Source organism: Polynucleobacter asymbioticus (genome assembly GCF_018687575.1).
GTDB classification, from domain to species: domain Bacteria; phylum Pseudomonadota; class Gammaproteobacteria; order Burkholderiales; family Burkholderiaceae; genus Polynucleobacter; species Polynucleobacter asymbioticus_C.
Window position 1 is genome coordinate 1435995 of the sequence record NZ_CP061297.1, and the last position, 26655, is coordinate 1462649.

General features: G+C 46.4%; 33 protein-coding genes. 6 read left to right on the top strand and 27 right to left on the bottom strand.

Features of this window, described 5'->3' with window-relative positions; translation table 11 throughout:
* Positions 1–8: 8 nt before the first annotated feature.
* From AOC19_RS07260 to AOC19_RS07275, 4 genes are read right to left on the bottom strand one after another with little or no spacing between them, the layout of a single operon-like run.
* Positions 9–2447, bottom strand: a complete 2439-nt coding sequence (locus AOC19_RS07260) for a heavy metal translocating P-type ATPase (protein WP_215375372.1) — start codon at positions 2445–2447, stop codon at positions 9–11.
* A 9-nt stretch (positions 2448–2456) separates the two neighbouring features.
* Positions 2457–3698 (bottom strand): MFS transporter, encoded by a 1242-nt coding sequence (locus tag AOC19_RS07265; protein WP_215375375.1) that lies wholly within the window; start codon positions 3696–3698, stop codon positions 2457–2459.
* A gap of 6 nt (positions 3699–3704) precedes the next feature.
* Positions 3705–4460, bottom strand: coding sequence for a 2OG-Fe dioxygenase family protein (locus AOC19_RS07270; protein WP_215375377.1), 756 nt, complete (start codon positions 4458–4460; stop codon positions 3705–3707).
* 29 nt (positions 4461–4489) lie between these two features.
* Positions 4490–5791 carry a TAXI family TRAP transporter solute-binding subunit gene (locus tag AOC19_RS07275; protein WP_215375380.1) on the bottom strand — a complete coding sequence of 434 codons (1302 nt, stop codon included), beginning with the start codon at positions 5789–5791 and terminating at the stop codon, positions 4490–4492.
* 116 nt (positions 5792–5907) lie between these two features.
* Between AOC19_RS07275 and AOC19_RS07280 the strand changes: the two genes are divergently transcribed.
* Positions 5908–6669 carry an SDR family oxidoreductase gene (locus tag AOC19_RS07280; RefSeq protein ID WP_215375383.1) on the top strand — a complete coding sequence of 254 codons (762 nt, stop codon included), beginning with the start codon at positions 5908–5910 and terminating at the stop codon, positions 6667–6669.
* Here AOC19_RS07280 and ccmI read toward each other — a convergent pair whose 3' ends face one another.
* From ccmI to AOC19_RS07365, 17 genes are all read right to left on the bottom strand, one after another.
* A complete protein-coding gene (gene ccmI, locus AOC19_RS07285) occupies positions 6670–7860 on the bottom strand; it encodes a c-type cytochrome biogenesis protein CcmI (protein ID WP_215375386.1) in 1191 nt (396 codons plus the stop codon).
* Positions 7853–8350 (bottom strand): cytochrome c-type biogenesis protein, encoded by a 498-nt coding sequence (locus tag AOC19_RS07290; RefSeq protein ID WP_353055741.1) that lies wholly within the window; start codon positions 8348–8350, stop codon positions 7853–7855. Before AOC19_RS07290 ends, ccmI begins: the two co-directional genes overlap by 8 nt.
* Before the next feature lie 2 nt (positions 8351–8352).
* Positions 8353–8877, bottom strand: a complete 525-nt coding sequence (locus AOC19_RS07295; protein WP_215375389.1) for a DsbE family thiol:disulfide interchange protein — start codon at positions 8875–8877, stop codon at positions 8353–8355.
* Entirely contained in the window at positions 8874–10793 is a 1920-nt protein-coding gene (locus AOC19_RS07300; protein ID WP_215375392.1) for a heme lyase CcmF/NrfE family subunit, read from the bottom strand. Before AOC19_RS07300 ends, AOC19_RS07295 begins: the two co-directional genes overlap by 4 nt.
* Positions 10793–11224 (bottom strand): cytochrome c maturation protein CcmE, encoded by a 432-nt coding sequence (ccmE, locus tag AOC19_RS07305; protein WP_215375406.1) that lies wholly within the window; start codon positions 11222–11224, stop codon positions 10793–10795. The genes AOC19_RS07300 and ccmE overlap by 1 nt, the downstream gene beginning before the upstream one ends.
* Complete coding sequence (gene ccmD, locus AOC19_RS07310) at positions 11221–11409, bottom strand: heme exporter protein CcmD (RefSeq protein WP_215375422.1); 189 nt, start codon at positions 11407–11409, stop codon at positions 11221–11223. The genes ccmE and ccmD overlap by 4 nt, the downstream gene beginning before the upstream one ends.
* A complete protein-coding gene (gene ccmC, locus AOC19_RS07315; RefSeq protein WP_215375425.1) occupies positions 11409–12179 on the bottom strand; it encodes a heme ABC transporter permease CcmC in 771 nt (256 codons plus the stop codon). Before ccmC ends, ccmD begins: the two co-directional genes overlap by 1 nt.
* Positions 12176–12841 (bottom strand): heme exporter protein CcmB, encoded by a 666-nt coding sequence (gene ccmB, locus AOC19_RS07320; RefSeq protein WP_215375428.1) that lies wholly within the window; start codon positions 12839–12841, stop codon positions 12176–12178. The genes ccmC and ccmB overlap by 4 nt, the downstream gene beginning before the upstream one ends.
* Positions 12838–13485: a cytochrome c biogenesis heme-transporting ATPase CcmA gene (ccmA, locus tag AOC19_RS07325; RefSeq protein ID WP_215375430.1), complete on the bottom strand. Its 648-nt coding sequence runs from the start codon at positions 13483–13485 to the stop codon at positions 12838–12840. Before ccmA ends, ccmB begins: the two co-directional genes overlap by 4 nt.
* Positions 13486–13682: 197 nt before the next feature.
* A complete protein-coding gene (locus AOC19_RS07330; protein ID WP_215375433.1) occupies positions 13683–14417 on the bottom strand; it encodes a transporter substrate-binding domain-containing protein in 735 nt (244 codons plus the stop codon).
* 130 nt (positions 14418–14547) lie between these two features.
* Positions 14548–15528, bottom strand: a complete 981-nt coding sequence (locus AOC19_RS07335) for a quinone oxidoreductase family protein (RefSeq protein ID WP_215375436.1) — start codon at positions 15526–15528, stop codon at positions 14548–14550.
* Positions 15529–15557: 29 nt separating this feature from the next.
* On the bottom strand, positions 15558–16010 hold the full coding sequence (locus tag AOC19_RS07340; RefSeq protein ID WP_215375439.1) for a DUF2452 domain-containing protein: 453 nt from the start codon (positions 16008–16010) through the stop codon (positions 15558–15560).
* A gap of 87 nt (positions 16011–16097) precedes the next feature.
* Positions 16098–17624 carry a cryptochrome/photolyase family protein gene (locus tag AOC19_RS07345; protein WP_215375442.1) on the bottom strand — a complete coding sequence of 509 codons (1527 nt, stop codon included), beginning with the start codon at positions 17622–17624 and terminating at the stop codon, positions 16098–16100.
* 61 nt (positions 17625–17685) lie between these two features.
* The gene (locus tag AOC19_RS07350; protein ID WP_215375445.1) at positions 17686–18240 is read right to left on the bottom strand and encodes a DUF3833 domain-containing protein; all 555 of its coding nucleotides are present in this window, start codon (positions 18238–18240) and stop codon (positions 17686–17688) included.
* Positions 18240–18794, bottom strand: coding sequence for a chalcone isomerase family protein (locus tag AOC19_RS07355; protein ID WP_215375447.1), 555 nt, complete (start codon positions 18792–18794; stop codon positions 18240–18242). Before AOC19_RS07355 ends, AOC19_RS07350 begins: the two co-directional genes overlap by 1 nt.
* 10 nt (positions 18795–18804) lie before the next feature.
* Positions 18805–19200: a thiol-disulfide oxidoreductase DCC family protein gene (locus AOC19_RS07360; protein WP_251368010.1), complete on the bottom strand. Its 396-nt coding sequence runs from the start codon at positions 19198–19200 to the stop codon at positions 18805–18807.
* 5 nt (positions 19201–19205) lie between these two features.
* A complete protein-coding gene (locus AOC19_RS07365) occupies positions 19206–19475 on the bottom strand; it encodes a TIGR03643 family protein (protein ID WP_215375453.1) in 270 nt (89 codons plus the stop codon).
* Positions 19476–19614: 139 nt separating this feature from the next.
* Here AOC19_RS07365 and AOC19_RS07370 point away from each other — a divergent pair, with 139 nt between their 5' ends.
* The 3 genes from AOC19_RS07370 to AOC19_RS07380 are packed head-to-tail and all read left to right on the top strand — an operon-like array spanning position 19615 to position 21257.
* A complete protein-coding gene (locus tag AOC19_RS07370; protein ID WP_251368011.1) occupies positions 19615–20241 on the top strand; it encodes an SDR family oxidoreductase in 627 nt (208 codons plus the stop codon).
* Positions 20242–20248: 7 nt separating this feature from the next.
* The gene (locus tag AOC19_RS07375) at positions 20249–20833 is read left to right on the top strand and encodes a histidine phosphatase family protein (RefSeq protein ID WP_215375459.1); all 585 of its coding nucleotides are present in this window, start codon (positions 20249–20251) and stop codon (positions 20831–20833) included.
* A 43-nt stretch (positions 20834–20876) separates the two neighbouring features.
* The gene (locus AOC19_RS07380) at positions 20877–21257 is read left to right on the top strand and encodes a DUF2237 family protein (RefSeq protein WP_215375462.1); all 381 of its coding nucleotides are present in this window, start codon (positions 20877–20879) and stop codon (positions 21255–21257) included.
* Positions 21258–21264: 7 nt separating this feature from the next.
* Here AOC19_RS07380 and AOC19_RS07385 read toward each other — a convergent pair whose 3' ends face one another.
* Together AOC19_RS07385 and AOC19_RS07390 are read right to left on the bottom strand one after the other, a co-directional pair.
* Positions 21265–22518: a DASH family cryptochrome gene (locus AOC19_RS07385; protein WP_215375465.1), complete on the bottom strand. Its 1254-nt coding sequence runs from the start codon at positions 22516–22518 to the stop codon at positions 21265–21267.
* A 3-nt stretch (positions 22519–22521) separates the two neighbouring features.
* The gene (locus AOC19_RS07390; RefSeq protein ID WP_215375468.1) at positions 22522–22701 is read right to left on the bottom strand and encodes a DUF2256 domain-containing protein; all 180 of its coding nucleotides are present in this window, start codon (positions 22699–22701) and stop codon (positions 22522–22524) included.
* A 66-nt stretch (positions 22702–22767) separates the two neighbouring features.
* Here AOC19_RS07390 and AOC19_RS07395 point away from each other — a divergent pair, with 66 nt between their 5' ends.
* Positions 22768–23658 (top strand): histone deacetylase family protein, encoded by an 891-nt coding sequence (locus AOC19_RS07395; RefSeq protein ID WP_215375471.1) that lies wholly within the window; start codon positions 22768–22770, stop codon positions 23656–23658.
* 10 nt (positions 23659–23668) lie between these two features.
* Here the strand turns inward: AOC19_RS07395 and AOC19_RS07400 are convergent, their stop codons facing one another.
* Complete coding sequence (locus AOC19_RS07400) at positions 23669–24292, bottom strand: hypothetical protein (RefSeq protein ID WP_215375473.1); 624 nt, start codon at positions 24290–24292, stop codon at positions 23669–23671.
* A 171-nt stretch (positions 24293–24463) separates the two neighbouring features.
* Here AOC19_RS07400 and AOC19_RS07405 point away from each other — a divergent pair, with 171 nt between their 5' ends.
* The gene (locus tag AOC19_RS07405; protein WP_215375476.1) at positions 24464–25345 is read left to right on the top strand and encodes a transporter; all 882 of its coding nucleotides are present in this window, start codon (positions 24464–24466) and stop codon (positions 25343–25345) included.
* A 40-nt stretch (positions 25346–25385) separates the two neighbouring features.
* On the opposite strand, the gene AOC19_RS07410 is transcribed toward AOC19_RS07405, so the two are convergent.
* From AOC19_RS07410 to AOC19_RS07420, 3 genes are read right to left on the bottom strand one after another with little or no spacing between them, the layout of a single operon-like run.
* A complete protein-coding gene (locus AOC19_RS07410; RefSeq protein ID WP_215375479.1) occupies positions 25386–25841 on the bottom strand; it encodes an ion channel in 456 nt (151 codons plus the stop codon).
* Between the two features lie 36 nt (positions 25842–25877).
* A complete protein-coding gene (locus AOC19_RS07415; protein WP_215375481.1) occupies positions 25878–26282 on the bottom strand; it encodes a translational machinery protein in 405 nt (134 codons plus the stop codon).
* Positions 26283–26330: 48 nt separating this feature from the next.
* On the bottom strand, positions 26331–26597 hold the full coding sequence (locus tag AOC19_RS07420; protein WP_215375484.1) for a DUF1488 family protein: 267 nt from the start codon (positions 26595–26597) through the stop codon (positions 26331–26333).
* Between the last annotated feature and the right edge of the window lie 58 nt (positions 26598–26655).

The window sequence follows — 26655 nt, forward strand, 5'->3', positions numbered from 1 at the left end:
CCTCTAGTCTAGGCCTTTCTGAGTCGCCAGGCATTTAATGTGACCGCGAGGGAGGATAAGGACATTCCAATGCCAGCAACCCAGGGATTGACCCAACCCATCATTGCCACGGGAATTGCCAGCAAGTTGTAAACCAAAGCCCAGCTTAAGTTTTGCTTAATGATCCGCTGAGTTTTATCCGCTAGCAATAAAGATTGGGCCAAGGGAGCTAAGGAACTTGCTGTCAAAATTGCATCCGCACCTGCTGTAGCAAGTGGCGCACCAGCACCAACAGCAATAGAGACATCTGCTCTCGCCAATAAAGGGGCATCGTTAATGCCATCACCAATTGCCCAGACGAAATGACCTTTATTTTGTAAAGCTTCAATGTAGTGATATTTATCTTCTGGTGAGCAAGCGCCTTTGAAGGTATCGATACCAACTTGATGTGCCCACCACGATACTGTCGCAGGATCATCCCCTGAAACTAAATGCACTCTAATTTTGCGAGCTTGCGCTGCAGTTAATAATTTCTCGAGACCCGCTCTTGGGGTATCTAAGAACAAAAAGCTCGCAATCAAACCCTTGTCATCTGCTAAATGCACTTGCCCATATTGCCCCTCTTGCGCAATCCGCTGAGCACCTACCCAAGCAGCACTGCCGAGTTGATATACGCCAGAGCTGAGCCCTTTGCCTAATTGATTGGTAACAGGTGTAGGCAAGACTACTAGCGGCAGACTCTCAGCCTCAGCAGCGCGTAATAATGACAAGGCAAGTGGATGCTTTTGCCCAGCCTCCATCGCTGCGACAAGACTTAATACGTCTGACCTTGAAAATTCTGATCGAGCGATCCGAATTTCTTTTAACTCTGGTTGACCCATAGTGAGCGTACCCGTTTTATCGAGCACTAAATCTGTAGCTTTAACTAAGCCCTCTAGCACATGACCACGCACAATCAATAAACCTAGTTTAGTTACTGCACCCTGGGCTGCAGCCATTGCCGTTGGCACAGCAAGGGATAAAGCACAAGGGCAGCTCGCCACCAGCACTGAAACTAATACTATCCAAGCCCTACTGGGATCGACGTACCACCAAATTGCCGAGGATAAAAAAGCGGTAATCAACAAAAAGCCAACAAAATATCCAGCCCATTTTTCTGCGAGACTCACCATGAGAGGTTTGGCTTGCAGCGCCTGATCGAGCAATGAGGCGATTCCTGCGATGCGCGTGGATTGACCTACTGCATCAATTCTCATGAGCATCGGATTGAGGATATTGTGCGTACCTGCATACACCCGATCACCAATCTTTTTATCAATTGGTTTGGATTCGCCAGTGAGCAGTGACTCATCTAAAGAACTCTCGTACTCAATCAAAGTGCCGTCAGCCGGAACAATATCGCCAGGAGGAACGCGTAGAACTTCACCGGGATTGCAATTAACCACTGGCACAATTTCTACTTGCTGAGATGCGGGATAGTTCGGCACTCTTTCACAAGTAGCAGGCAACTGTTTAGCCAAGGCTTCCGCTCCACCCTGAGCATCCTGACGAGCCAATAGCTCCACATAGCGGGCAGCCAAGATAAAGGCGACAAACATCGTGATGGAATCAAAGTAGCCCTGTCCTGAGCCAGTAGCGAGATTCACAGTACCAGCAGAGAATGCTAAGGCTAAGGCTAAAGCAATCGGCACGTCCATGCCCAACATATGTGTTTGGCGAAACGAGATAACACTGCGCCATGCCGCTTGGAAGATTGGTCCTGCTGAATACAGCATGACTGGCACAGTAAGGGCCCAGCTAGTCCAACCCAGTAAAAGATCGTACTCTGCCGTGATATCACTATCACCCACATAGCTGGGCCATGCATACATCATGACTTGCATCATGCCTAGCAATGCCACTCCAAGACGGGTGAGTAGTTGACGACGTTCTTTTTTGGATTTCTCAATCGACAGTGAGGGCTCGAAAGGCCAAGCCTCATAACCAATCCGCTCTACTTCAAATAGCAAACGTGCCAGACTAGTTTGTTCTGGTGAGAATTCAGCCTTCAGCTTTTGACTAACGTAATTAATCTGTACATCTTTAACACCAGGAATGCGTCGCAAGTGTTGCTCACATAACCACACGCAAGCAGCACAGCGAATCTTTTCAAGTCGTAAAGTGGTTTCTAAATTACCCTCTTCCCCACTGGACCGAGTATATCGACCGAGCAAAGAGGGATCGTCGTAGGGGGCAAGATTATCGGGAATTTCATTTGAGGCTAGATAAGCTGCTGGCTTATCGCTTGACTGTGCTCGGCGCGCATAAAACACCTCAAGACCTTCGCCATGAATTGTTTGCGCAATTGCCATACAACCAGCACAACAGAATTTTTTCTTGATACCAGCTAACTCTAGTTCGTATGAGTCACCTGGAAGAATAAAACTTCCACAGTGATAGCAGCTATTACCTGGCAAGCTAGAGCTCATGAAGAATTATTAATTTCGGGTTAGCGGCTTGCTTACCCAACCATTGCGACGTTCGTATAGAACAAACAGCACACCCCAGATCACTACCGCAGCATAAGCCCAGACCCAAGAAACTTCTGAGGCACGCGAACCTGTTAGGTCAAGCACAAAGCCAAAGATAGCTGGGCCCAACAAACCGCCACCAAAGCCCATCAATGAATGCAAACCCATTGCAGCGCCTTTGATATTTTCTTGAGCACTAACAACTAAGCCCGCAGTCAAAGTCGCAGAATCGGCCATGATGAAAATGGTATGCCCTACAGCCAAAGCAATAATCAACCACCAGGATTGGCCCGTTGATAAAGCGAGCGCAACACCACATGCTGCGCTAGATATCATGACAAAGAAAATCCATTTTTGACGACCTATTCTTAAGGCAATCTCGTTCCCAATAATGGATGCGGGAACGCCGAAGAAATTAATCACGCCCGCAAGAGTGGTAGCAGTTAGTAGAAAAGGAGCGCCCGTCACAATGGCACAGAAACCAAAAAAAGCGACGATCCAGCTACGAGAAGCAAATAATTCGATCGAATGCACGGTATAGCCAAAAATAAATCCTGAAGCTGTTTTGTCTTGCAAGACTAGGCGCCACTTATCAACCGGGAAAATGTCATGCAAGCGAATCCGAATTGGGCCATGCCACTTCTCATGGGTAAGTGCAGGAATAAATATGAACACAATCATCGAGGCAGTGAATGGGCCTAAGGCAATGATTCCAAAAACATAGCGCCAGCCCAAACTATCCAAGATCCAGCCGGAGCAGAGATAAGAGAAGCCAGTACCAATGCCAAAGAAAGCGGTATAGAAAGCAATATGGCGACTTAACTCACCTGTCTTAATGCGATCCGACAGAATTTTTAAGCCAGGCATGTAGGTGCCTGCCAAGCCAGCCCCATTGAGCGCCATAAAGATCAAAGCAGTCCAAAAGTTATAGGCTAAGAAACCCATACCCAGCAATCCACAAGTGGCTGAAAGACCACCCATGAGATAGACCTTTTTTGCATCGACACGATCCGTCAGAGCAGTTGCTAATGGAACCATCAGCATGTAACCAAAGAAGAAGGCGCTAGCAATCAGTCCAGACTGTAAATTAGTGAGCTGCCATTCGTCTTGTAGTGTTGTCAGCACTACGGCATAACAGGCAAAGCCCAACAGCGCGCAGGTTTGCGCCATGAGCATGAACGGGGTGTAACCGGTAGGTTTAAAGCGCATGGGACCTTACTGCTGACTTCGATCAGGCGAATCCTGGAAACCATTCGAGCGGAAGGTAAGCACCAAGGTATCTCTATAGCCATGAGGACCCAATGGCTGAATGGGAGTAGATTCATGAATCATGCGCTCATCATTCATGAGCAATAAAGACCATGGTTCAGTCAATGTAAATCTCAAGCCAGAAGAGCCACCCGCATCAAAAATACGGGTCTCACCACCTTTGATACCTACGCGATTGAGCAAAAAGACGGCTACAAAATCTACGCCATCGCGATGCGCACCCTCAGGAGTTGGGCGCCCAATTCCATCGGTTGTATCAATTCGAAATTGATGCGCCTCCACGAACCAAGTGCTTACCTGTTTGACACTACTGAGTACACGAGCCAATCCCAATAAGAGAGATTGCCAGGCTGGATTGCTAGTGAGCTGAGTCTGTGAAGGTTCAAACCAGCGCTCGATGCCGCCATGTAAGGCGTTGTAGTTGACCGACTGCCAATGGGCTCGATGCGGCACCATCAACAAAGATTCGCCCTTAATCTCAAAGCTGGAATGGCGACGAAAGCGGTATCGCCCACCATCCTTTAAATAAGGATCGCGTGGCAAACCCTCCCAGAATTGAGTGAGATTGAGCAACTGATCAAGATCAACATGTGCAATTTCTGAGACGTCCTGCGCGGAAATCACTGCAAAACCACCATCTCGAAGAGATTGAGCTACACCCTTTGCAGGAGTCAGTGGCGGCAAAAGGTTTGAAAGAGTCATGGATCTATTTTAGGCGCTTACCAAACGATTTAGGAATACAGATTTAAACGACCGCGTACTTCCCCTACATGCCCCTTTAAGTCGTATAACTCTTTCGCATCCAGCATAGAGACCTTGATATTACCCACTCTTCTCTCAATATCCTCCAAGTCCCTAAAGTTCTTTTCCTTGAGCTCTGGATTGGATGCGTTTTTTTCTATTTTCTTGAGCTCGTCGTATACCCGAGATAACTTGAGTCGCAAGAGTAAATTCTTAGCTGCAGGTATATAAGTAAATAAGGGAATCAAAATTACCAACAGTGGGATCACAATTTTTGCAAATCGTCCAATCCATACAGCCGTCCAAAACGGAAGATGACGATGCAGCAAAGAGGGGCCATCTTTTAAATAAATTTCTGCATCTACATGCAAGGGGAAGTCCAGGCCAGTGCCGGACGGAAACTCCCCTGGCTTTTGTAAGTAGGAATATGTTTTGAGAATCTCGTAAGTTTCGCCAAGCAATAAGGTCACTAATGCAGGACTGACATCCTGCTTACCCACCAAGGTCGCAGTTGCCGCTAAGACCTGTATATCTTGACGCGGAAGGTCATATGCAATGCTCACTACCCCACGCGGCACTGTCACCTTAGATAAAAAAGGAAATAGGTGAACATAGGCTTCAGCCTGCTCAAAACTCATTAAGCGAATACCGGGAGTTTCATAGAAACTCTTCACTAATGGTGCCTCGGCTGCACTGACCAAAAATACAGCGTCTAACTCACCCTTTTTAAACTTCTCTAAGGCATCGAGTGGCTTTAGCTTTTCAGCACGTATATCACCCAAAGATAATCCACTTGCCTCAAGCAAATGAGAGGCCAATGAGAGAGTGCCACTACCTTCATTACCGATGGAGACCCGCTTACCTTTGAGCTGGCTCAACAAACCCAATCGTCCAGATTCATTTGGGAAACTCGACTCTCGATACCAGACCCAAACTGGTTCGTAAAAGACACCGGCAATTGAGACAAAATTGGGGTGCTTTGATAAGTCAGCCACGCCACCCTGAACCATTGCAAAATCAACCCCAGAATCAGGGTTGTTAAGTAAAGCTAAGTTGTCGCTAGTGCCGCCAGTGGTACGTAACTTGAGTGATACACCTTCTTGAGCTAATTCAGTCTGGAGTTTTTTACCAAACTCCTGATACAAGCCGGTCGGAAAACCAGTAGCCAATTCAATAGATCTAGGTGGAGGCGGAACCAGAACCCAGAGTGTTGCAAACAGTATGGCAACCAGAATCAAAAAGGCAATACCAACTGCCAGAGGGTTATAGATATTTTTGCGTATGAAGTCCATAAGAATACTTTTCGTTTTTGCCATTATGCCCCGAGCCTAAAGATCAGGAGCGGAATGAATTCATTCAAATTATTTCGAGATAAGATGGGGGTTTTCACAGAATCATCAGGATTGCAATGAACTCAGACCTCAATAAAGTAGCCCTTGTCACAGGGGCTGGAACAGGTATTGGTAAAGCAGCGGCAAAAGCGCTTTTGCAGGGTGGGTTTCGTGTTGTCCTAGCCGGCAGAAACCTGGAGAAACTCAATAGAGCTATTGAGGATATAGGTGGGAGTAAGCAAAACTGCCTCGCCCTGAGCTGTGATGTTGGCAATCCCGAGCAAGTCAAACACTTATTTTCAGAGATCCAAAAACAGTTTGGCCGTATTGATGTACTTTTTAATAATGCCGGCATGGGTGCCCCAGCCATTCCCATGGAGGAGCTAAGCTACGAACAATGGATGAATGTCGTGAACGCCAATCTCTGTGGCGCTTTCTTTTGCTCCCAAGAAGCTATTCGCATGATGAAGATGCAATCCCCACAAGGAGGCCGAATCATTAATAACGGCTCTATCTCTGCGCATGCGCCTCGTCCAATGTCCGCTCCATACACAGCTACTAAACATGCCATCACTGGTTTAACAAAATCGATTGCATTGGATGGCCGCCCGTTTCATATCGCTTGCGGTCAAATTGATATTGGTAATGCGGGCACTGAAATGACCATCCCCATGGCTGCTGGTATTTTGCAGCCGGATGGCTCAAAAAAGGTAGAGCCACTTATGGATGTGGATCATGTTGGGCAAGCCGTCTTACATATGGCTCAACTACCCCTAGAAAGTAATATTCTTTCTATGACTATCATGGCAACCAACATGCCATTTGTTGGTCGGGGCTAATTAAGGCCGAATCTGATCAATCAATAAACGGGCATTGGTGGTGCCAACCTTGATGGTTTGGGGTGCAGATATCAAGTCTCCAGATTCTGGCATTGCCATCCCTGTTTTTGAGATCCGCACTTCCACTGACACCTCAGGCAATTGAGAGATCAATGCATTTGGGCTCATTGCTAAAGAATCATTGAGAACAAAACTAATAGGAAATGCAGTAACTGAAGTTTTAAGTACTGCTACTGGCATGCGCTCCCCTGGCTTACGAGCAATCACCATTAAGATATCACCCGCTTTCACTTTGGACTGAAGCGCAGAGGATATTCCGACCTGCCCACTCACCCCTTGATTGCTGATCGCCGGAGTACTAGCTGGGGCAAGACCTCCCTTTTTACGGGCTTCAGCAATAGATGAAGCAATTGCACGAGCTTCATCTGTATCAGGAGGAAGCTGGATTGCCAACTTTTCCCAAGACTGGACGGCAGCTTTGTAGTTTTGTGCATTAAAGGCTGCCGTACCAGAAAGCCATAGAGCCAATAGATTGTTAGGATCGAGCGCTAATGCTTTATTAATGAGTTGTTGTGGCTTGCCAGCAAAATTACCATTGGCATTTGCCGCCAACACATCGGCATAGTCTGCCAGTAATTGCGGATCAGAATCAATGAAAGAGCCTGCGCGAGCATAAGCATTGGCAGCTTCAGCATTGCGACCCAAAATTCGATAGGAGCGCGCTAACATCGCCCAACCCTTCAAATTGTCAGGCTCTTTTTCCATCTTGGCAGCAAACTCAGTAACCATCTGCTCAACAGACTCTTGAGTCATTGGCTTTTCAGCATTCTTTTCAGCGATCCGAGATGCATCGCCAAGATAGAAATAAAAGCCTGCTGAAAGTAGAACTACAAAAAGGCAAATTCCAATAATCGTTTTCTTGGGTGAGCCCAATACAGCCAGGTCATCTGCCTCATCGGTATCCTGAAACAGTCGCTGACGCATTTCTGCATGGGTCTGTTCATAGCTATCGTTATCTACCCTGCCCGCCAAATGATCAGCCTCAAGCTTATCAAGCTCTTCTCGGTAAATAGCTGCATTCATCTGGCGACGCGATGTAGCGGACTCTCTCTCTGGAAAAAATAATGGGCGCAATAACAGCACCAAGACCAAGATCAACAAGAGGGCGGCGGGTATTAAAAAACTAGTCATGTAGATTTTCTGTTGAACTGGATTTTGCATCCCGAAGTAGCGCATCAATGCGCCGATTATCTGCTTCGGATAAGGTGGCGCTAGGCATACTCTGATTTCTGCGACGCAGATAAACCATGAGGCCAATAATGCCTGCTAGCAAAATCACAAAAGGGCCTATCCACAAGAGCCAGGTAATCGGCTTCACAGGCGGTCGATACAAAACAAAATCGCCATAACGCTCGACCATAAAATTCCGAATTTGCTCGTCAGTCTTGCCCTCGTTGATGAGAATACGAATTTCTCGACGCAAATCATTTGCCAAATCTGAGCGCGAGCCTGCCAGGGATTCATTTTGGCAGACTAGACAGCGCATTTCTTCTGAAATCGTAATGAGGCGCTGCTCTGTCACGGGATCATCTGCAAGGGGAACTGCATCTTTAGCAAAAGAGCTATTGATTGCACAAGCTAGTGCAATAGTCGCCAAGGTAGATAGGAGCAGCTTTTTCACAATCACTTGAGCTCACCCAATAGAGGAATCATCTTCTTATTCAGTAATTCCATCGTGATGGGGCCAATATGCTTAAACCGAATCACCCCAGCCTTATCAATTACATATGTCTCTGGAACGCCATACACTCCATAGTCAATACCAACGCGCCCATTAGCATCAAAGGCAGATAAAACATAAGGATCACCTTGGCGAGCAAGCATTGCCATAGCATCATCACGCTTATCTTTGTAATCCAAACCAATAATCGGTGCTAGCTGCAACTTGCCAAGCTCAACGAGAACAGGATGTTCTTCACGACAAGCAACACACCAAGAGGCCCATACATTCAAAATCCAGACTTTCCCCTTCATGCTCTCGGGTGAAAAGGTTTTCTGAGGATCTGCCAGTTGCGGCAATTCAAAAGCAGGAGCTTGCTTACCAATGAGAGGAGAAGGTAGTTCGTGTGGATCACGACTTAAGCCTACTGCTAAAAACCCAACCAACACGACAAACAAAACGAGTGGAATTAAAAACTTGGCTTTCATGCTGCCACTTTCTTCAACTTCATGCGATAACGTTTATCTGACATAGCTAGAACGCCACCCAGCGCCATCAATAAGCAACCACCCCAAATCCAATCCACAAAAGGTTTGTAATAGACTCGTACCGCCCAGGCTTTATCGTCCAACTCCTCGCCCAAGGAAACGTAGATATCCCTTGTCAGACCTACGTCAATCGCAGCCTCAGTCATTGGCATGGTTGAAGAAAAGTAGCTACGTTTTTCTGGATACATCGTGGCTTCTAACTTCCCATTGCGGGTGAGTAAGAAAGTTCCTTGCATCGCTTTGTAGTTTGGGCCCGGAACTGGGTCAACACTCTGAAGCTGAATTTCGTAACCACCCACACTAACGCTCTCACCCGCAAGCATGCGCACATCTTTTTCTTCTTGATATGCGCCTACCATGGTGACGCCAATGACAAATACCGCTATACCGAGATGCGCTACCTGCATACCGATAAATGATCGTGTTGGCTTACCTGCTTTTGCTTGACGAATGATTTGCAAAATGCCGGAAGCAATGACCCAGAAAGCCAATAAGAAACCAAGGCTACTGAGCCAAGTAAATTCACCCATGGCAAATGGAATCAAAGCGGCAGCTATCACCGCCACCAGAGCTGCGATCCATAGCCGCTTGATCACATCCACGAGGTTGGAATTCTTCCAGTTTGTCCAAGGCCCAATTCCCATCAACACCAACAGAGGAATCATGATGGGTACAAAAACACTATTGAAGTATGGAGGGCCGACTGAGATCTTGCCCAAATGGAGAGCATCGATCAGCAAAGGATAAAGGGTGCCCAAGAGCACCGATGCAGCAGACACCACCAAGAACACATTACCCAGCAAAATAAAAGTCTCACGGGATGTGAAGCTGAACTTACCACCCATCGTGCTCTTGGGAGCACGCCAAGCGTAGAGGATTAAAGAGGAACCCACTACCAATACTAAGAAGATCAAAATAAAGATGCCGCGTTTTGGGTCAGTCGCAAATGCATGCACTGAAGTCAGCACTCCTGAGCGCACCAAGAATGTTCCTAGAAGTGAAAGTGAGAAAGCGGTAATCGCCAACAATACTGTCCAGCTCTTAAAGCCGCCACGCTTCTCAGTCACCGCCAAAGAATGGAGCAAGGCAGTGCCTACCAGCCATGGAATGAATGAGGCATTCTCAACGGGATCCCAGAACCACCAACCACCCCAACCCAACTCGTAATAAGCCCACCAAGAACCCAAGGCAATACCCAGCGTTAGAAATACCCAAGCGGCGGTTGTCCATGGGCGTGACCAACGCGCCCAAGCGGCATCAAGGCGACCAGATAATAAAGAAGCAATCGCAAATGCAAATGCTACTGAGAAGCCAACGTAACCCATATACAACATCGGTGGATGAAAGACCAATCCTGGATCTTGTAAAAGCGGGTTTAAAGAGCGCCCATCCTGGGCTGCCGGTAAGAGTCGCTCAAACGGATTAGAGGTCAAGAGAACAAATAAAAGCAGTCCGGTAATCACTAAGCCCAAGACCCCGATCACACGAGCGACCATAAATTCATCTAAAGCCTTAGAAAGCTGGGCCACTAAAAATGTCCAAGTAGATAGCAAGAAAACCCAAAGCAATAAAGAGCCTTCATGACCGCCCCACACAGCGCCCAAGCGATACATCACGGGCATTTGTGAGTTTGAATGATCTGCTACATAGAGGACAGAAAAGTCATTCGAGTAGAAGCTCCAGGCCAAAATCACAAATGCAATGGCGAGCAATAGGAAAACGGATTGTGCAGCAGGTCTTGCCAACAGGATCCATTCGCGTCGACCTTGATGAGCGCCCACCAAGGGCAGGATCCCCTGGAGGATGGCAATACATAGGGCCAGAATTAATGCGTAATGCCCAAACTCAGGAATCATTATTTATTTCCATTTTTTTGAGCTTGCTCTAAAGCATGCTGAGCCTCTGGAGGCATATAGTTTTCATCATGCTTAGCCAATACTTCGCTAGCAATAAATTGCCCATTTGAATTGAGACGCCCTTGAATAACTGCGCCCTTACCTTCTTTAAATAAATCTGGAAGAATGCCGGTGTAAGCCACAGGAATATCTTTCACCATATCAGTGATCACAAAGTTCACGGTTAGGCCATCGCGTTTAACCGATCCATCTTTGACCATACCGCCAATTCGGAAAACCTGGCCATCTGGGGACTTACCGGCAGCTACTTCACTTGGTGTAACGTACAAAGCAATATTACTATTGAGCGCATTCAAAATCAGTACTGCCGCAATGCTGATAGCAATGAGTGCGCCAACAATCATGGCTGCTCGTTTATGTCTTGGTTTCACTGACTACCCTTTTGATCAAACTGTTCTGCCATCACTTCACGTTGCAGCCTTCGTACGATTGCTTTATGGCGCACGCGAATAGCCAGTGGCTCTAAAAAGAGCACCAGAGCACAAGCACCAAAGCTACACCAGACATACAGGGCATAACCGCCCATCGCAAAGAATTCGGCTGGACTATTCCACATCAACGCTTTACCTCGTTTAATTGCTTAACCCAATCAGTATGAGCCTCGCGCTCCAAAATGATGGCGCGTACACGCATTAACCCTACTGCGATTGAGTACATCCAGAAGCATAGAGCCATTAACAGCATCCCCCAGAGCATGGTCTGTGCCATCGCTGGAGCCTTGGTTAATGAGACGGAGGCGCCTTGATGCAAGGTATTCCACCACTTCACTGAAAAATAAATAATGGGCACGTTCACTACACCAACCAAGGCCAAGATCGCGCCCGCCTTATCGGCGCGGCGAGCATTGTCAATGGAGGCTTGTAAAGCAATAAATCCGAGGTATAGAAAGAGCAGAATTAATTCGGAAGTTAAACGCGCATCCCACACCCACCAAGCACCCCACATGGGCTTACCCCAGAATGCACCAGTCCACAAAGACAGGGAAGCCATCCAAGCACCGATAGGGGCTAAGGCCTGCGCCATCATTGCTGATAGGCGCGTATTAAATACCAACCCTAATCCAGCCCAAGCGGCCATCACTAGGTAGATGAACATAGACATCCAGGAGGCGGGCACATGAACAAAAATAATACGGTAACCCTGACCCTGTACTGCATCTACGGGTGCCACAAAGAAGCTCACCCATAAACCAGCAGCACCAAAAATAAACGTGAGTGCCCAGAACCAAGGAATCATTTTTCCAGCGAGCGGATAAAAGGTGCTTGGGCTCGAGAATTTGAACCAATTCAGGATGCGACTAGAAGATAAATTATTTACATTACTCATTCGATGGCAATCTTTACAGCATTAGCACTAACCCAAGGCATAAATGCTAATGCCAAAATGAATAAAGCGCCCAATAGGGAAAAATGTCCTGTGACATCAAGACCCACACTACTGGCGTAGACAGCGCCAGCGCCAAAAATCAAAACAGGGACATAGAGAGGCAATATCAGAAGGCTCATCAAGACACTAGCGCCCCTAACCCCGAGAGTTAAAGCCGCACCAATCGAGCCCAGTAAAGACAAGACTGGCGTCCCCAGCAATAATGCTGCCATCAGCACCTTCAGAGATTGCGCATCCAAATCAAACTGAATACCAATCACTGGCGCCAGCACAACCAGGGGCAGCCCACAAACCAGCCAATGGGCAACAATCTTGCCAAATACCAAGGCCGTAAATGAATTGGGGGACAAGACCAATTGCTCTAAAGTGCCATCGGCGTAATCAGCCGCAAACATCCGCTGCAAACCTAGCAATGTCGACAGTAAGGCAGCAACCCAAATGACCCCAGGCGCAATCTTTCTGAGTAAGGCGGTATCAGCACCAATTCCCAACGGGAACAAGCTGGTCACAATCACGAAGAAAAATAATGCGGTTAAGACTTCGCTCTTGCGACGCATCACCAGCAATAGATCACGATGAACAATAGCTATAAAGGCATTCATAGATCTAATACCCTCAGACCAGGAATCGCTAGTGGCTGATGACTTGTCAGCACCACCAAGCCATTAGCCTCAAGATGCTCCGCTATCAAGTCTTGTAACTCCTGTACGGCATGGGTATCTAAGGCATTAAAAGGCTCATCCAAAATCCAGACCTGCGCCCGTCGCGTCACCATGCGTGCCATCAAGACTCGTTTTTTTTGACCCGCTGATAAGCAGTTCGCAGGTAGATCTTCGCGCCCCTTGAGTCCAAATCGCCAAAGCGCAGAAAAAGCATCTTGCTCGGAAAGTTCAACCCCATCAATCGCTGCATACATACGCAAATTTTCGATGGCACTCAGATCCTCTTTCAGCGCATCGCGATGACCTAAAAATAAGAGCTTGCTGTGATATTCAGATGCCTCTTTTTGAATGGAATGGCTATTCCAGACAACTTCTCCAGCCTCAGGGGAGGCTAGGCCAGTGAGAAGGCGCAATAGACTGGTTTTACCAACGCCATTCTCACCACGAACATGCAAGCACTGACCAGCAAATACCTGCAAATGAAGATCTTTAAAAAGCTCTCGCTCACCCCGCACGCAAGATATCGCCCGAGCCTCAAGGGCTGCGGTTAAAGGCGCTGGGAAGGAGGAATTAATAGCTGTCATGGGAAGAAATGGCTTGAATCAAACCACCCCACGCATTGTCCAAGACCCACTTGGGGCTGTCAAACAAGCAAAAAACGGTCTTTAAAGAAGAAAATTCTTTTAATTCAATTGCTTAGCCAATTATAAGCGGAGTGGGTGGGAAGCATTCTCCCCCTTGATCCCACTCCCAAACAGGCTTAATGCCCTTCTGACCAGCTTTAAGGGAGCTTTGCCACTGACAGGCCCTGCACCTGATATTGAGCAATCAGATCAGCCACCAAACCAGATCGAATGAATTCCGCCACACAGGCATTTAAAAACTCAAGCGACTCCAGGTGGGATTTTTTAGCAGCAACTGCCTGCTGAATTCCTGTGAATTGACCCTCTAAAAGTCTAGATCCAGGAATATCTTTAGAGACAGAAACGAGGCCGGTTTTCAAGCCCGCCAAGGCCTCTAATTTTTCGCTGATAAACAATTCATTGCTAGCTTTCACGCTATCAGCATGGGCTAGGCTCGCATGTTTGAGATTGCGTTGTAACCATAGGTCATAAGCACTCTTATGAAAAGATGCAATCCGAATGCCTGGCTGATCTACCTGAGATAACTCAGTGATGGGTGAATGAGCGGGTACCAGGTAAGTAGCCTCTAGCTCGACATAAGCAGGTGTGAACGTAATATTTTGAGCGCGAGATGGATCAGAGCCCAACAAAGAGATACCGCACCTCCCACTCACAACAGCCTCAACTACCTCATTCTGCGTATTAAAGCCTATCAGATTTACTTCCACACCCAAACGCTTTGCAATGGCTCGACAGATATCTGGCGAGATACCAGTCGGCTCGCCAGAGGGTGATCTACCGGTCACTAATAGGATATTACCCAAATAGACCCCAGCAGTTAGAACACCATTCGGTGCGAGCTGTTCCAATACTTTAGGTGAAATGTTATTCAAACGTGACCCCAGATTTGTATGTGTTTTTTGAACTATAACGGATAAAGAATCAATATAAAAAAGCCCCGCTTCATCAGCGAGGCTCTCAATCAAACTGCATGAGTCAGCCGATTACTCGGCAAGCAAAAAATTAAGGTGTAATGATGATCGCACCTGAAACTTTTCTTCCCTCTGCTGCCTTGTGCGCATCAGCTGCTTGCTCGAGCGAGAACTTAGCGCCAATTTGTACTTTCACTCGACCCTGAGCGATTGCATCAAATACTGCACGGGCGTTTTCTTGAAGAAGCTCTGGAGTAGCGTTGTGCGGGAACACAGAAGGTCTAGTCAAGAATAGGCAACCCTTCTTGTTTAGAATTTCTGGGTGAATATCTGGCGCTGGGCCGGAGGCAGCTCCGAACAGAGCCACAGTTCCAAATGGCGCAGCACAATCAAGCGATCCCAAGAAAGTGGTTTTAGCCACTGAGTCATAAACAATATTTGCCTTGCGGCCACCGGTTGCTTTGATCACCTCTTCAACCCAATTCGGCTTTGAGTAATCCACTACAGCATCGCATCCCGCCTCTTTTGCTGCAGCGAACTTAGCTTCAGATCCTACAGTGCCCACCACAAAAGCGCCCAAGGACTTTGCCCAACCCGCTAAGATTTGCCCAACACCACCAGCAGCAGCATGCACTAAGACAACGTCGCCAGATTTCACTTTATATGTCTTCTGAATCAAGTATTGCGCAGTCATTGCCTTGAAGAACACGGCGGCGGCAACTTGATCCGACACATCATCTGGAACAGATACCAACTTATCTACCGCAACATTACGTGCGCTGGCATAAGCACCGATACCGGCATTCATATACATCACGCGATCACCCACTTTGAATCGCGTAACGCCTTCACCAAGCGCCTCGACCACACCAACCGCTTCGTGACCTAAACCTGTTGGCAACTCTAATGGATAAACACCAGAGCGCTGGTACACATCAATAAAGTTAAAACCAATCGCAGTTTGACGAAGTTGCACTTCACCTTTACCTGGAGCTGGCAGCTCTTTATCAATTAACTGAATCACATCGGCATTACCGAGTTCTGAAAGACTAACAATTCGAGCAGTTGTCACAAGTCACCTTATTATTTTTATGTAAAAAATTATCTTACCGCAAGCGAAGATGACGCAGGCTCATCTTCTTCGACAACAGCCCATGTACTGTCGCCAAGTTTTTTAACAGCCATGGAATAGGTCCAAGCATCAGGAATACCGCAACTCCACTGATCCGGGCCATTCTGAATCAATACGTTCGTACCAATACGGCTATCAAAATACAGGTGATAGGTTTTGCCATGCAAAGGGTTAAAGCTAAATTTAGCGCTATGCACCATTTCTGTAGCATCTAATCGCGCTTGAAGTGATCTAGCCTGCTTCATCAGCACTTCAGCCTGCTCCATAATGCGGTCGTATTCGAGCTTGGCATTTTGGCGGGCAACGTTAACCGCTTTGTCTTTTTCCTCTAGAACCTTGATTGGCGCAAAAACAGGTGCGCCCACTTCCATAGGATATTCAATACCAGCATGTCGCGCTGGATCAGTGTCTTCAATTCTCATGACTTTTTAACCTGCTGATTTATATGGCGAAAGTGTGACACAAATTCACAAAATGCGTTGTAGCAGGCTACTGGAGGGATAAATACCTTATAGGGAGTTCAAATCCCCTAAAAGACCCTTGGCATGCGCCTGAATTGCCTGCTGATCTGCATCGCTAATTCGGGATAAATTCGCGGTCATTAAGCGGGTACGCGGACTTGCCTCAAATTGTTTGCGATGCTTGATCAAGAAATTCCAATACAAATTGGTCATAGGGCAAGCACTCTCACCAAAGCGCACATCAGGCTTGTATTGGCAAGAATCGCAGTAATTACTCATCCGTTTTACATAGGCGCCACTGGCGACATAGGGTTTGCTAGTAAAGCGACCCCCGCTCGCAAATAAAGCCATGCCCGCTGTATTAGGAAGCTCGACCCATTCAATCGCATCAATATAAATAGCGAGATACCAATCACATACTGCTTTGGGTAGCACCTCCGCTAGCAAAGCAAAATTTCCCGTAACCATCAGACGTTGGATGTGATGGGCGTAACCATAATCGAGCGTTTGACCAATTGCCTGCTGCATACAACGCATTTTAGTTTTACCAGTCCAGTACCACTCGGGCAATGGATTGTGGTGATCATAAAAATTGTCTTGCGCCATCTGCGGCATATCAAGGTAGTACATACCGCGCACAAATTCACGCCATCCCAAAATCTGACGAATAAATCCTTCCACCGTAGCTAGATCTAAATCATCTTTCTTCCACGCTTTGAGGACAGCAGCAATCACTTCTCTAGGATTGAGCAACTTTAAATTCATTGAGCTGGAGAGCAAGGAATGCCACCCAAAAGGCGTATCCGTCCACATCGCATCTTCATGAATACCAAAAGTCGGCAAGCGATGGTCCACAAACCCTTTAAGCGCCTGCAATGCTTGTGCGCGGGTAACTGGCCACTGAAAGTGTGCCAAGGACCCAGGATGCTGAGGAAATGTTTTCTCAACAAGTGCAATCACTTCTTGAGTGATGTCATCTGGCTCAAATAACTCTGGTGGCGGAATTAAGCCTGGTCCCTTTTTTGGAAACGGTTTGCGATTGTCTCGGTCAAAGTTCCACTGTCCACCCTCAGGGTTACCTTCTTTATCAACCAGAATATTGTGGGTCTTGCGCATCAGTCGATAGAAATACTCCAAGCGCAATTCTTTTTTGCCAGCAACCCAATTCTCAAACTCATGGCGTGAGCAATAAAAATGGGGATCCTCTTGCATTTCCAAGTGGATGTTTAACTCAGATGCTAAGCCCTCTATTTCGCACTTGAGTCGATACTCCCCTGGCTCAAGACATGCTAAATGTGTAAATTTTTTCTTGGCAATCAACTCTCGTAGCGTATCGCCAATCGACTGTGGCGACTGCTTCATGTAAATGAGCGGCAAACCCCGCTCTTCAAGTTGCTTAGCAAAATGCCGCATCGCCGATAAGAACAAAACGATTTTGGCCTTATGCGACCAAACATACTGAGCCTCATCAATGGACTCAATCATCACGATATGGTCACTCTGAGGATTGAGGCTTTCTAATATCGGGCTATCGATATCTAGCTGGTCACCCAGAATGAGAACGAGCTTTTTCAATGCAAATCTTTCAAAGAGACATCAAATATTGGATATAAAGTGGGCAAGATCAGAGGGCTATTTAGCGCTTGTAAAAGCTGAGCGTCACTTCACCCAAATTGATACCAAATTTACTCATTTGAGCCTTATTAATCATGACCTTCGGGCTGACTAGGTACATCCAGTCATCAAATTGCACATGGTAGATGGAGTTATCAACAGGCAGGGCTAGTGTGTAGGCCCAGTTCAAGGCATTGCCAGCAGATTCACCAATAGCTTCGCCGATGACGTCATCTGCAGTGCCAGTGTATTTGCCGGGAGCCGTTTCCACTAGAGTCCAGATACGCTTTTGCTTAGTGCCATCGGAGTACTCAAAGCTCTCATCCAAAATACCTGTCTTCTTGCCATTCACAACCGACCATTTGGCAACCAATAAAACGGTGAAGCGTTTTTTAACTTCACCACTACGATCCGTGAAGATGCCGTATGCATCAATCGTGCCATTGAAGTATTCACTTAAATCCAGTTTTGGTGTTTCTTGCGCGTATTGCTTCACTGAAGGTGAAGAGCAGCCCAATAAACCGAATGCAATCAAAGAAATAACTAAATACTTTTTAAGGTATTGGATTTTAGACATTAACAGGCTCCAGTAATCAGTGGGGGTGGGCAACCATTACCCAGCAATTCAGATCTCAGCTTTGGTACGCTTGTTTTGGAATCAAGCCAAATTCCAAAGAAGGCTTTAGAAAAATCTGCCCCAGGAATTTGGGCAATTTTCTTACCGTCATAAAACAAAGTGGTGCCTTGTTTTGGTGAGTAGACTCCAGTGAGCGTTTGTCCTGGCTCTACATTAGGCAAGATTGCTGCAAGCTCTTTACCCCAAATAGCAGACTGCGCTTCAGACACACCAATATTCCTCATCTCATCAGCAGTCCGACTCGCGATGGCCGCACCAGAAAATGACTTTTGATATTTGATATCCAAGGCAAAGTCAGCAGAATCCTTGCTTGCAGGGCGATATAGGGTTGCATCATAGACATGAAAGCCCCAAAAGTTGAGCCGGCCAGTACCCTGAGGCTGCACTTGATTTATTACGCCTTCAATATGCGCCAAGCTCTTGGCTGATAAAGGGCCACTCAGCAGAGCTAAGGACAGCAATAGGGCAGTACTGCTTTGTGAAATTATTTTCATCATCCTCCCTTTATTTGTGTTTACCAGTTACATTAACCAACCATAAGGCGGATGGCCCAAATAGACCGGAAATTGCATGACGGTGCTTGGCAAAAAAACGATAAGCCCAAACTAAGGCTGGGCGAAGGCTTGGTCGAGAAAATAACCAGGCCAACTTGGGCAAGTTCGCTCTTGCGTAAGCGGCCGAGAAGACATCTACACCATTAATCAGTTCGCCGTCATCGTACTGAGCGTACATTGAATCTAAAGCTTGCTGGCAAGATATACCAATCTCATCAGCGCTGTAGCGATTGGAGTTCACATCTACAAAGCTCAGCAACCCTGATTGATTACGACCAGACAAAAACAATATCTCTGCCTGACATAAAGGACAGAGGCCATCATAAAACATGGTGAGCTTTCTCATGGTCATCACTTTTGCTTGTACTGCATTGAGCAATACGCGCGCGTTACCAACTTACTTCTGAGGGCGACATGCTTAGTTGCTCTACCCGTTACCCGCTGACGCCATAAATTGAATGAGCCTCTCTTGAGCTCTTTACGCATCAGCGCAATCACTTGCGGCTCGGATAGTCCAAAACTTTGCTCAATCGCATCAAATGGTGTGCGATCTTCCCATGCCATTTCGATCACTCGTGAGAGCTCAGCTGTAGAGAGTGCTTGTGTTGTCTTGGTACCCATCAAGCAAGTTTAAGACTTATTCAATAAACTAGCTGAGCACCATTTTTCTCCCCTTTTTAGCGCAGCCCTTATGCCTCTTGTCCCACAACCCTTTCGTGCTTTGATTATTGGATCCTCCGGGACTATTGGGACTGCTTTTATGGAGTTATTAGAAGCCTCCCCTGATTGTGAGGCGGTTTACGGCCTTCATCGCAACTCAGAGCACCCAATCGATTACCAAGATCTCACCACGATTGAATCTGCAGCAGCGAGCTTGACTCAAGAAGGCCCTTTTCAGCTCATCATTAATACGATTGGTGTATTGCATTCTGAGAACTGGATGCCTGAGAAGAAACTGGATGACCTCAATGCAGAGCAATTGCAGATGTTGATGCAAATTAATGCCATTGGGCCCGGATTAACCATCAAGCACTTCGCCAAATTACTTGATCCAGCGGGATCGGTGATGGCAACCCTCTCTGCCAAAGTGGGCAGCATAGAAGACAATCGTTTGGGAGGTTGGTTTAGCTATCGCGCCTCGAAGTCAGCATTAAACATGCTCATCAAAACAGCCTCGATTGAATTTGGCAGAACGAAACCCAATACAGCCTTAGTAGCCCTGCATCCAGGAACCGTGAACTCACGTCTATCCAAACCCTTTAAGGGCGAGCAAATTGGTAGATCTCCTTTGGATGCTGCCAGCGACATGCTCACACTATTGCTAGCACTCCAAAAAACTGACTCAGGTAGTTTTCTGAGTTACTCTGGAGAAAAGTTGCCCTGGTAACCCAATTATGAAGATCAAATTTTTACCTGCACTACTTGTTTCGCTAGCAACCCTCATTGGAGCTCATGGCAGTGCTCTCGCCCAAACTGAGTTAGCTAATGCCATGCAAGATGGTCAACACGTTTTACTCATGCGCCATGCCGATGCGCCCGGATATGGCGATCCTAGGGGCTATCAATTAACGCAGTGCTCAACCCAACGCAATCTGGGTGAAGCAGGTAAGCGCCAGGCTCAGCAGACTGGTGAGTGGCTGGCCAAGCAGGGCATCACTCAAGCGCAAGTCTACAGCAGCCCCTGGTGTCGCTGTGTAGATACGGCAACCCTTCTCAATAAGGGCTCAGTTAAAAAGGAGGCAGCACTCGGGTCTTTCTTTGACGATATGAGTCAGGCCCAAAGGCAAACTGATGATTTAGCCAAACTCATTCAGGCTGAGCGCAAAAAATATCCTCATGCACCGATCATCATGGTGACCCATCATGTCAATATCCAATCCTTCGCAGGCAAAGTTCTCAATTCGGGTGACATGATCTTGGTCAAAGTCAATTCCTCGGGTCAAGCCGTGTCTCACAAGCTCTTCCCTAGCCCCACCTAAGTCATAATTGATCCATCACCACATCATCACTTAAAGAGCTTCCATGTCGACTGAATTACCCCTGAATGTATTAGGCCAACCATTAGTTCCCTGCTCTTTTGATCCTTTGACAGGATTTTTTAGAGATGGCTGCTGTAAAACAAATGAACAAGATCTAGGCAGTCATTTGGTCTGCGCGATTGTCAGCAATGATTTTCTGCAATTTAGCCTCAAGCGCGGCAACGACCTCATTACCCCGCGTCCTGAATATCAATTCCCTGGACTCATTGCTGGAGATCAATGGTGTCTTTGCTTGAATCGCTGGATTGAAGCTTTGGAAGCCAACTGTGCACCCATGATCAAACTAGAGAGCACCCACATCAAAGCTTTGGAGAAAGTTTCTCTAGAAGTGTTGGAGCAATACGCAGCAGTGGAACAGCTATAAAACTGTACTAAGACGAGAGCCAAAGTTTGCGGTAGATTTCTCTTGGATCGTGGTCTTGAGTTTGCTTGGCCACATTAAAAGGTCTGCCACCTCTAGGGTCTGTTCCGCGACCAGCAATGTAAAGCCAATTACCTTGATTGCTATACACATCATAGTCAATCAGTTGAGACTCAAACCACGCTGCGCCTGCACGCCAATCACCCTGCATGTCGTATATCCAGTAACTAGCCACAATTTGGCGCATCCGATTAGAGAGATAGCCGCTTTGATGTAATTCGCGCATACCTGCGTCGACTAAATCAGTGCCCGTATTACCAGTACACCACTGTTCAAAGCTGGGTGCATAGGATGGCTTTACAGGCACGCCTGTTAGACCACTGGCGCGATATAACTTCTGACCGTACTTAAAGTGAATAAAGCGGAAATAGTCACGCCACAGTAACTCAAACCAAAGCCAGTAAGTACCATCATTAGCACCATAGCGATTTTCATAATCACTTAACTGTGCGGCAATATCCCGCGCTGAAATACAACCCAAGGCAAGCCATGCGGAAAACTTACTAGAGTAATCCATGCCAATAAGTTGATTACGAGTCTCCTTATAGCTATCGGGTAAACGCCGCTCAAGATATTGCTTGAGGTGCGCTTGCGCATGACTGGCTCCCCCCAATAAATAGGGGTGTGAAACTGATTGAGCTGTTGTAGGCAGCATTGAAGCCTGAGACAAAATTGCTGGTAGCGATGGAATTTTCTTAGGCGCATTGATGGGCTGAGCGAACTTCAGTTGCGCTCGCTCTACCTCGCGACGAAATGCAGTGAACACATCCGGCATTTTTGCTAACTCAAATGGGAGGGTCAACGGATCTAACATGCTGGATTGCCAGAACTCATTAACATCGGCACCCTGCTCCTGCAACATTCGCACTTGCTCAATTTCTTCAGGCGCTTCAATTTGCTCGCAGTAGATTGCATCCGCAGCGCTATCCTTCAATAGCTGTAGCAATACTTCTGATGGCTGACCAGAAAACTCCAGCAAGTCAGAGCCCTGCGCACGTAACTGAGCCTTCAAGTCATCTAGGGATGCCCTTAAGAAAGCCTTCCGGTGCAGTCCCAGTCGCTCAAAACCATAAACCGTTTCTTGCTCTTTGGAGTCATGAATGAAAACCGGCAAAAGAGAATCTGCCTTTAAACAGGCTTGTGTAAATGCTGGGTTATCCGCTAAGCGCAAATCATTGCAAAACCAGTAAATCAATGTGCTCATAGATTAGGCCTCAGCCTTATTGCTCGGCTTTTTAGAGCGGCAGGCATCAGAGCAATATTTGACCTCATCCCAGTTTTTAGCCCAGGATTTACGCCAAGTCATTTCTTTGCCACAGACTAGGCAAGTCTTGCTGGGCAAAAATGATTTATTTCCCTTAAAACCTGATTTTTCAGATCGAGCCATACCTACCTATAGAAAAACGAATAGACTATCCAACACACGTCAAAGTCAAATGAAGACAAAATTGTTTTGAAAGCTTTTTATACCGACCACTATGTTTTACCACTTCCACCGGGGCACCGCTTTCCGATGGAAAAGTATAGTCAGCTAAGAGACCGTGTTAGCAATCTAAATGGGGTTCAGCTTGTCGAGGCGCCATCCGTTACCGATACGGAGATCCTATATGCACATGATCCAAGCTACCTCATCAAAATCCTCTCAGGGGAAATAAGCGCTCAGGAGCAACAAGAAATTGGCTTTCCCTGGAGTGAAAAGATGGTTGAGCGCTCACGCCGTTCTGCTGGCGCTACGCTTGCAGCTGCTAAAGCAGCGCTCAGCGAGGGCTTGGCTGCTAACTTGGCTGGTGGCACTCATCATGCCTACCGTGATAGAGGTAGTGGCTTTTGCGTATTTAATGATTCCGCAATTACTGCAAAAGCATTACAAAAAGAGATTCATCCAAAACTGAAGATAGCCATCGTAGATTTGGATGTACACCAAGGAAATGGCACAGCATCCATTCTTCAAAATGACAAATCCATCTTTACGCTATCGATTCATGGAGAAAATAATTTCCCATTCACTAAAGAGCAGAGTGATCTGGATATTGGACTGCCTAATGGCTGTGAAGATGCTGATTACCTCAACGCCCTTAATCAAGGCTTTGATGTCCTGAACACATTTAAGCCCGACTTCATTATTTACCTAGCGGGTGCAGACCCCCACGAAGGCGATAGGCTGGGAAAGTTAAGCATTAGCAAAGATGGCATGCGCCAGAGAGATGAATGCGTTTTCCAGTATGGCTTAGATCGCCAAATTCCAATTGCATTTAGTATGGCAGGCGGTTACGGCAGAGAAATTCAATCGACTGTAGATATTCACTTTCAAACCATTCAAACTGCACTGCGATACCAACAATAATTTTCGTGAATTACTGTTTCTTAGACGGCAAGGAATTTAAAGTTTTTACATCATTTAATTGCTTGTCGACTAGGTATAGTGTTCCACCATAGTTTGCCTGTAGATCATATCCAGACAAGCCAACTGTATAGATTGAAATATACGGATTGAAAGAGCGGACAGTTCCACCAGAGCCTGCAGAGAAGTTTGCATCCACATCCATGCCACCACGCTGTCCATCAATTGACGTTAACAAAAACTGATCGATGGCATCCGTATTTTTAAAGATGATGACTTGGTACTGTTGCTGATATCCAGCACCGACACCCTCACCTGTTTTCATGGCTTCCATAAAAACGGGTTCAGAACGACGCTTATCAAATAGCACGCCCTCACCTCTAGCAAGGACCAGCAAGACAACGTTCACATTGGTTGTATCAAATACGGCGTAAGCTGGGGCGGCCTCGATCTCTTTTTTAATTGCTGGATTTTGTTTAATTAAAGCCGCTAAGCCTGTCTTTGACATCGCGAGAGTGGCTTGTCTTTTCTGCAGAATTTCTTGCTCAGTTAAAGGCTTTCCATCGCTACCAGTCGACTGACAGCCCACCAGAATCAATGCACAAAGAGCAGCCAATAACCTTGAGAGAAGCAACATGAGAACCCTAAAATGAAGAAGTTTAAAGTCCACAAAATCTATAAGGACTATGGAAATAGATATAAAAACCATATTTTATATGGTTTGTAGAGGGGCTATCACCAAGTATGCTGGTAATTACCCACTAAAGTCATCGCCTTTATATCTAGCTGTAGATAAAATACGAGCGCTATGTTTCGCACTCGACTTCTTGTTCTCTTATTTACTCTTTTTACACCGTTCATGGTGTGGGCAGTTGATTTGCAGCCAAACGATATTGTTGCCCCTTTACCCAATAAGAATTACATCACGGTGAGTTACCTCAATACCGAGAACAACACCCTCTATAGAAATGGTAGCGTTGTATCGAGTAGCCCTGTTATCGAAACCCAGAGTGCGATTTTTCGTGGTACTCGAACGTATGATCTTGGCAGTCTGCCAGCAGTCAGTTTTATTCAACTACCCTATGGCTCTATTCAACCAGGGGGCTCACTAGCGAGCCAAGCAGGCGATACTGGCGTTGGTGATCTCACTATTGCAACAGCAATATGGCCGTATCACAACAGAGTCACCAGAACCTATTTCGGTCTAGCGGGTTATCTGATTAGTCCAACTGGTAGCTATTCTAGTCAGCGAGCGTTTAATGTTGGTGAAAATCGCTTCCGTACAGACTTGCAGATGGGCTTTCAAACGCCGATTACTTCTAATGTGGATGGCATGATTGCAGTAGACACCATGTGGTTTGGTGGCAATGGTCAATGTGCAGCTGCATGCGGCTTAAGTACTAACGGATCCTTGACCCAAAAGCCCCTGACCACTACACAGCTAGGCCCTATCTATCGTATCAATCCAATCTTTACCGTAGCGGCCTCTTACTTTTATGTAACTGGTGGCGCCACCTCCGTTAACAACACCTATAGAAATGATGTAGCAAATACGCAAAGATTTTTATTAAGTGGGCAAGCTCACACACCAATTGGCAGACTCTCTTTGCAGTATGGGCGAGATACAGAAATCAAAAACGGCTTCGCTCAAACCCGCTTGCTTGCCGTGCGACTCATGAAAGAGTTTTAATCACAAAACAGTACTGATTAGTATTGCTAATGAGGATTGTTTAATACTGATTCGATTTATAGTTGGTCCAGTATTTCTGCATCTCAATGAATAAGAATGATGCGGACCAGGTAATTAGGATGAAGCCCGTCAGCGCCTCCACTCCAGTCAAATAGCGTAGGTAGCCTTGCGCCACAATCTCGCCGTAACCCAAAGTGGTGAAGGTAACAAATGACAGGTAGGCGCAATCTAACAAAATGCCGTGACCTGATAGCTCACCAACAAGTCCACCCATAACGGGGAACTGCAGGGTAAAGAAGTAGCCTAAGGCAAACAACCAGATCTCTGCTACATGGGCCATAAAGATGGCGCCAACCCCTACGAGCACGCGAAAACGCGGCGCAATATGGGATATTTTGGGTAGCAGCTTATCAAGCTGAAAAAGCGCTTCGTAATGCATCAGGATCGCAATAAGCGCTAGGGATCCATTGATGATGAAGGCGGTAATGAGCAACATCGGTAAATTATCCCCCATTTTCTGGGGGATAAATCATCAACCAGTAATGACAGTATCGCCTTTTAGGGCATCGACTTTGGCAAAGTACTTTTTAGCGTAGGCAAGTAACTGTCCATCAGTAGGATGATCCACGGTCTCAATACCAACCACTTTATCGGCAATGTTGTGATCATGCTTAGTGGCATGCTTCATCAAATCCAATTTTGCAGAGCCAGGCCCCACAATCAAAATCTCTTTAGATTCCATAACTGCTTGAATGACTTCATGCAGGTAATGCTGATCTGGTTCAGCACGTGCGCCACTCACAGAGCCACTCTTGTGATGAACGTTTTTATGTGTCGATCTAGTCTTGATGACTTCACTTTCACTAGCAGTGGGGTTGAAGTAAATAACGTGAGCCTCTTGATGGTCGATCCAGATGACTGAGTGATTAAATGACATATTTTTTCTTTCTTTTAAAAAATGGAATACTTAATACAGCGGAAATAATTAATCTAAAACTAGATCATGACTAAAAAGGTGGACAGCCCCATCTACAGCAAAGCCATTCAATATCTTTTGCTCAGCAATTGAAAGCAGCTTTAATTGGTGATTTTTAAATAATTGCAATGCATTTGTCTCGACGCCATCAGGATCTAAGTCCTGAAGGGCCTCATAACTAAAGGTGCATTTGAGGGGCTTGCCATCAAGCATTGCTGGATAAGAGACGTCGCCATTCTCTAAAACGACTGCGGGACCAACAAATTCAAGCTTCATGGGGGCTCACCTTATTAAAATAGTCAAAGACCCTAATAGTTTGAACCTTATAAGCAAA

What these genes read in the sequence shown, in the direction of transcription:
- AOC19_RS07260 (WP_215375372.1), bottom strand. Translation starts at nt 2,447, where the DNA reads ATGAGCTCTAGCTTGCCAGGTAATAGCTGCTATCACTGTGGAAGTTTT.
- AOC19_RS07265 (WP_215375375.1), bottom strand. Translation starts at nt 3,698, where the DNA reads ATGCGCTTTAAACCTACCGGTTACACCCCGTTCATGCTCATGGCGCAA.
- AOC19_RS07270 (WP_215375377.1), bottom strand. Translation starts at nt 4,460, where the DNA reads ATGACTCTTTCAAACCTTTTGCCGCCACTGACTCCTGCAAAGGGTGTA.
- AOC19_RS07275 (WP_215375380.1), bottom strand. Translation starts at nt 5,791, where the DNA reads ATGGACTTCATACGCAAAAATATCTATAACCCTCTGGCAGTTGGTATT.
- AOC19_RS07280 (WP_215375383.1), top strand. Translation starts at nt 5,908, where the DNA reads ATGAACTCAGACCTCAATAAAGTAGCCCTTGTCACAGGGGCTGGAACA.
- ccmI (WP_215375386.1), bottom strand. Translation starts at nt 7,860, where the DNA reads ATGACTAGTTTTTTAATACCCGCCGCCCTCTTGTTGATCTTGGTCTTG.
- AOC19_RS07295 (WP_215375389.1), bottom strand. Translation starts at nt 8,877, where the DNA reads ATGAAAGCCAAGTTTTTAATTCCACTCGTTTTGTTTGTCGTGTTGGTT.
- AOC19_RS07300 (WP_215375392.1), bottom strand. Translation starts at nt 10,793, where the DNA reads ATGATTCCTGAGTTTGGGCATTACGCATTAATTCTGGCCCTATGTATT.
- ccmD (WP_215375422.1), bottom strand. Translation starts at nt 11,409, where the DNA reads ATGTGGAATAGTCCAGCCGAATTCTTTGCGATGGGCGGTTATGCCCTG.
- ccmC (WP_215375425.1), bottom strand. Translation starts at nt 12,179, where the DNA reads ATGAGTAATGTAAATAATTTATCTTCTAGTCGCATCCTGAATTGGTTC.
- ccmB (WP_215375428.1), bottom strand. Translation starts at nt 12,841, where the DNA reads ATGAATGCCTTTATAGCTATTGTTCATCGTGATCTATTGCTGGTGATG.
- ccmA (WP_215375430.1), bottom strand. Translation starts at nt 13,485, where the DNA reads ATGACAGCTATTAATTCCTCCTTCCCAGCGCCTTTAACCGCAGCCCTT.
- AOC19_RS07340 (WP_215375439.1), bottom strand. Translation starts at nt 16,010, where the DNA reads ATGAGAATTGAAGACACTGATCCAGCGCGACATGCTGGTATTGAATAT.
- AOC19_RS07350 (WP_215375445.1), bottom strand. Translation starts at nt 18,240, where the DNA reads ATGTCTAAAATCCAATACCTTAAAAAGTATTTAGTTATTTCTTTGATT.
- AOC19_RS07355 (WP_215375447.1), bottom strand. Translation starts at nt 18,794, where the DNA reads ATGAAAATAATTTCACAAAGCAGTACTGCCCTATTGCTGTCCTTAGCT.
- AOC19_RS07360 (WP_251368010.1), bottom strand. Translation starts at nt 19,200, where the DNA reads ATGAGAAAGCTCACCATGTTTTATGATGGCCTCTGTCCTTTATGTCAG.
- AOC19_RS07365 (WP_215375453.1), bottom strand. Translation starts at nt 19,475, where the DNA reads ATGGGTACCAAGACAACACAAGCACTCTCTACAGCTGAGCTCTCACGA.
- AOC19_RS07370 (WP_251368011.1), top strand. Translation starts at nt 19,615, where the DNA reads ATGGAGTTATTAGAAGCCTCCCCTGATTGTGAGGCGGTTTACGGCCTT.
- AOC19_RS07375 (WP_215375459.1), top strand. Translation starts at nt 20,249, where the DNA reads ATGAAGATCAAATTTTTACCTGCACTACTTGTTTCGCTAGCAACCCTC.
- AOC19_RS07380 (WP_215375462.1), top strand. Translation starts at nt 20,877, where the DNA reads ATGTCGACTGAATTACCCCTGAATGTATTAGGCCAACCATTAGTTCCC.
- AOC19_RS07385 (WP_215375465.1), bottom strand. Translation starts at nt 22,518, where the DNA reads ATGAGCACATTGATTTACTGGTTTTGCAATGATTTGCGCTTAGCGGAT.
- AOC19_RS07390 (WP_215375468.1), bottom strand. Translation starts at nt 22,701, where the DNA reads ATGGCTCGATCTGAAAAATCAGGTTTTAAGGGAAATAAATCATTTTTG.
- AOC19_RS07400 (WP_215375473.1), bottom strand. Translation starts at nt 24,292, where the DNA reads ATGTTGCTTCTCTCAAGGTTATTGGCTGCTCTTTGTGCATTGATTCTG.
- AOC19_RS07405 (WP_215375476.1), top strand. Translation starts at nt 24,464, where the DNA reads ATGTTTCGCACTCGACTTCTTGTTCTCTTATTTACTCTTTTTACACCG.
- AOC19_RS07410 (WP_215375479.1), bottom strand. Translation starts at nt 25,841, where the DNA reads ATGTTGCTCATTACCGCCTTCATCATCAATGGATCCCTAGCGCTTATT.
- AOC19_RS07415 (WP_215375481.1), bottom strand. Translation starts at nt 26,282, where the DNA reads ATGTCATTTAATCACTCAGTCATCTGGATCGACCATCAAGAGGCTCAC.
- AOC19_RS07420 (WP_215375484.1), bottom strand. Translation starts at nt 26,597, where the DNA reads ATGAAGCTTGAATTTGTTGGTCCCGCAGTCGTTTTAGAGAATGGCGAC.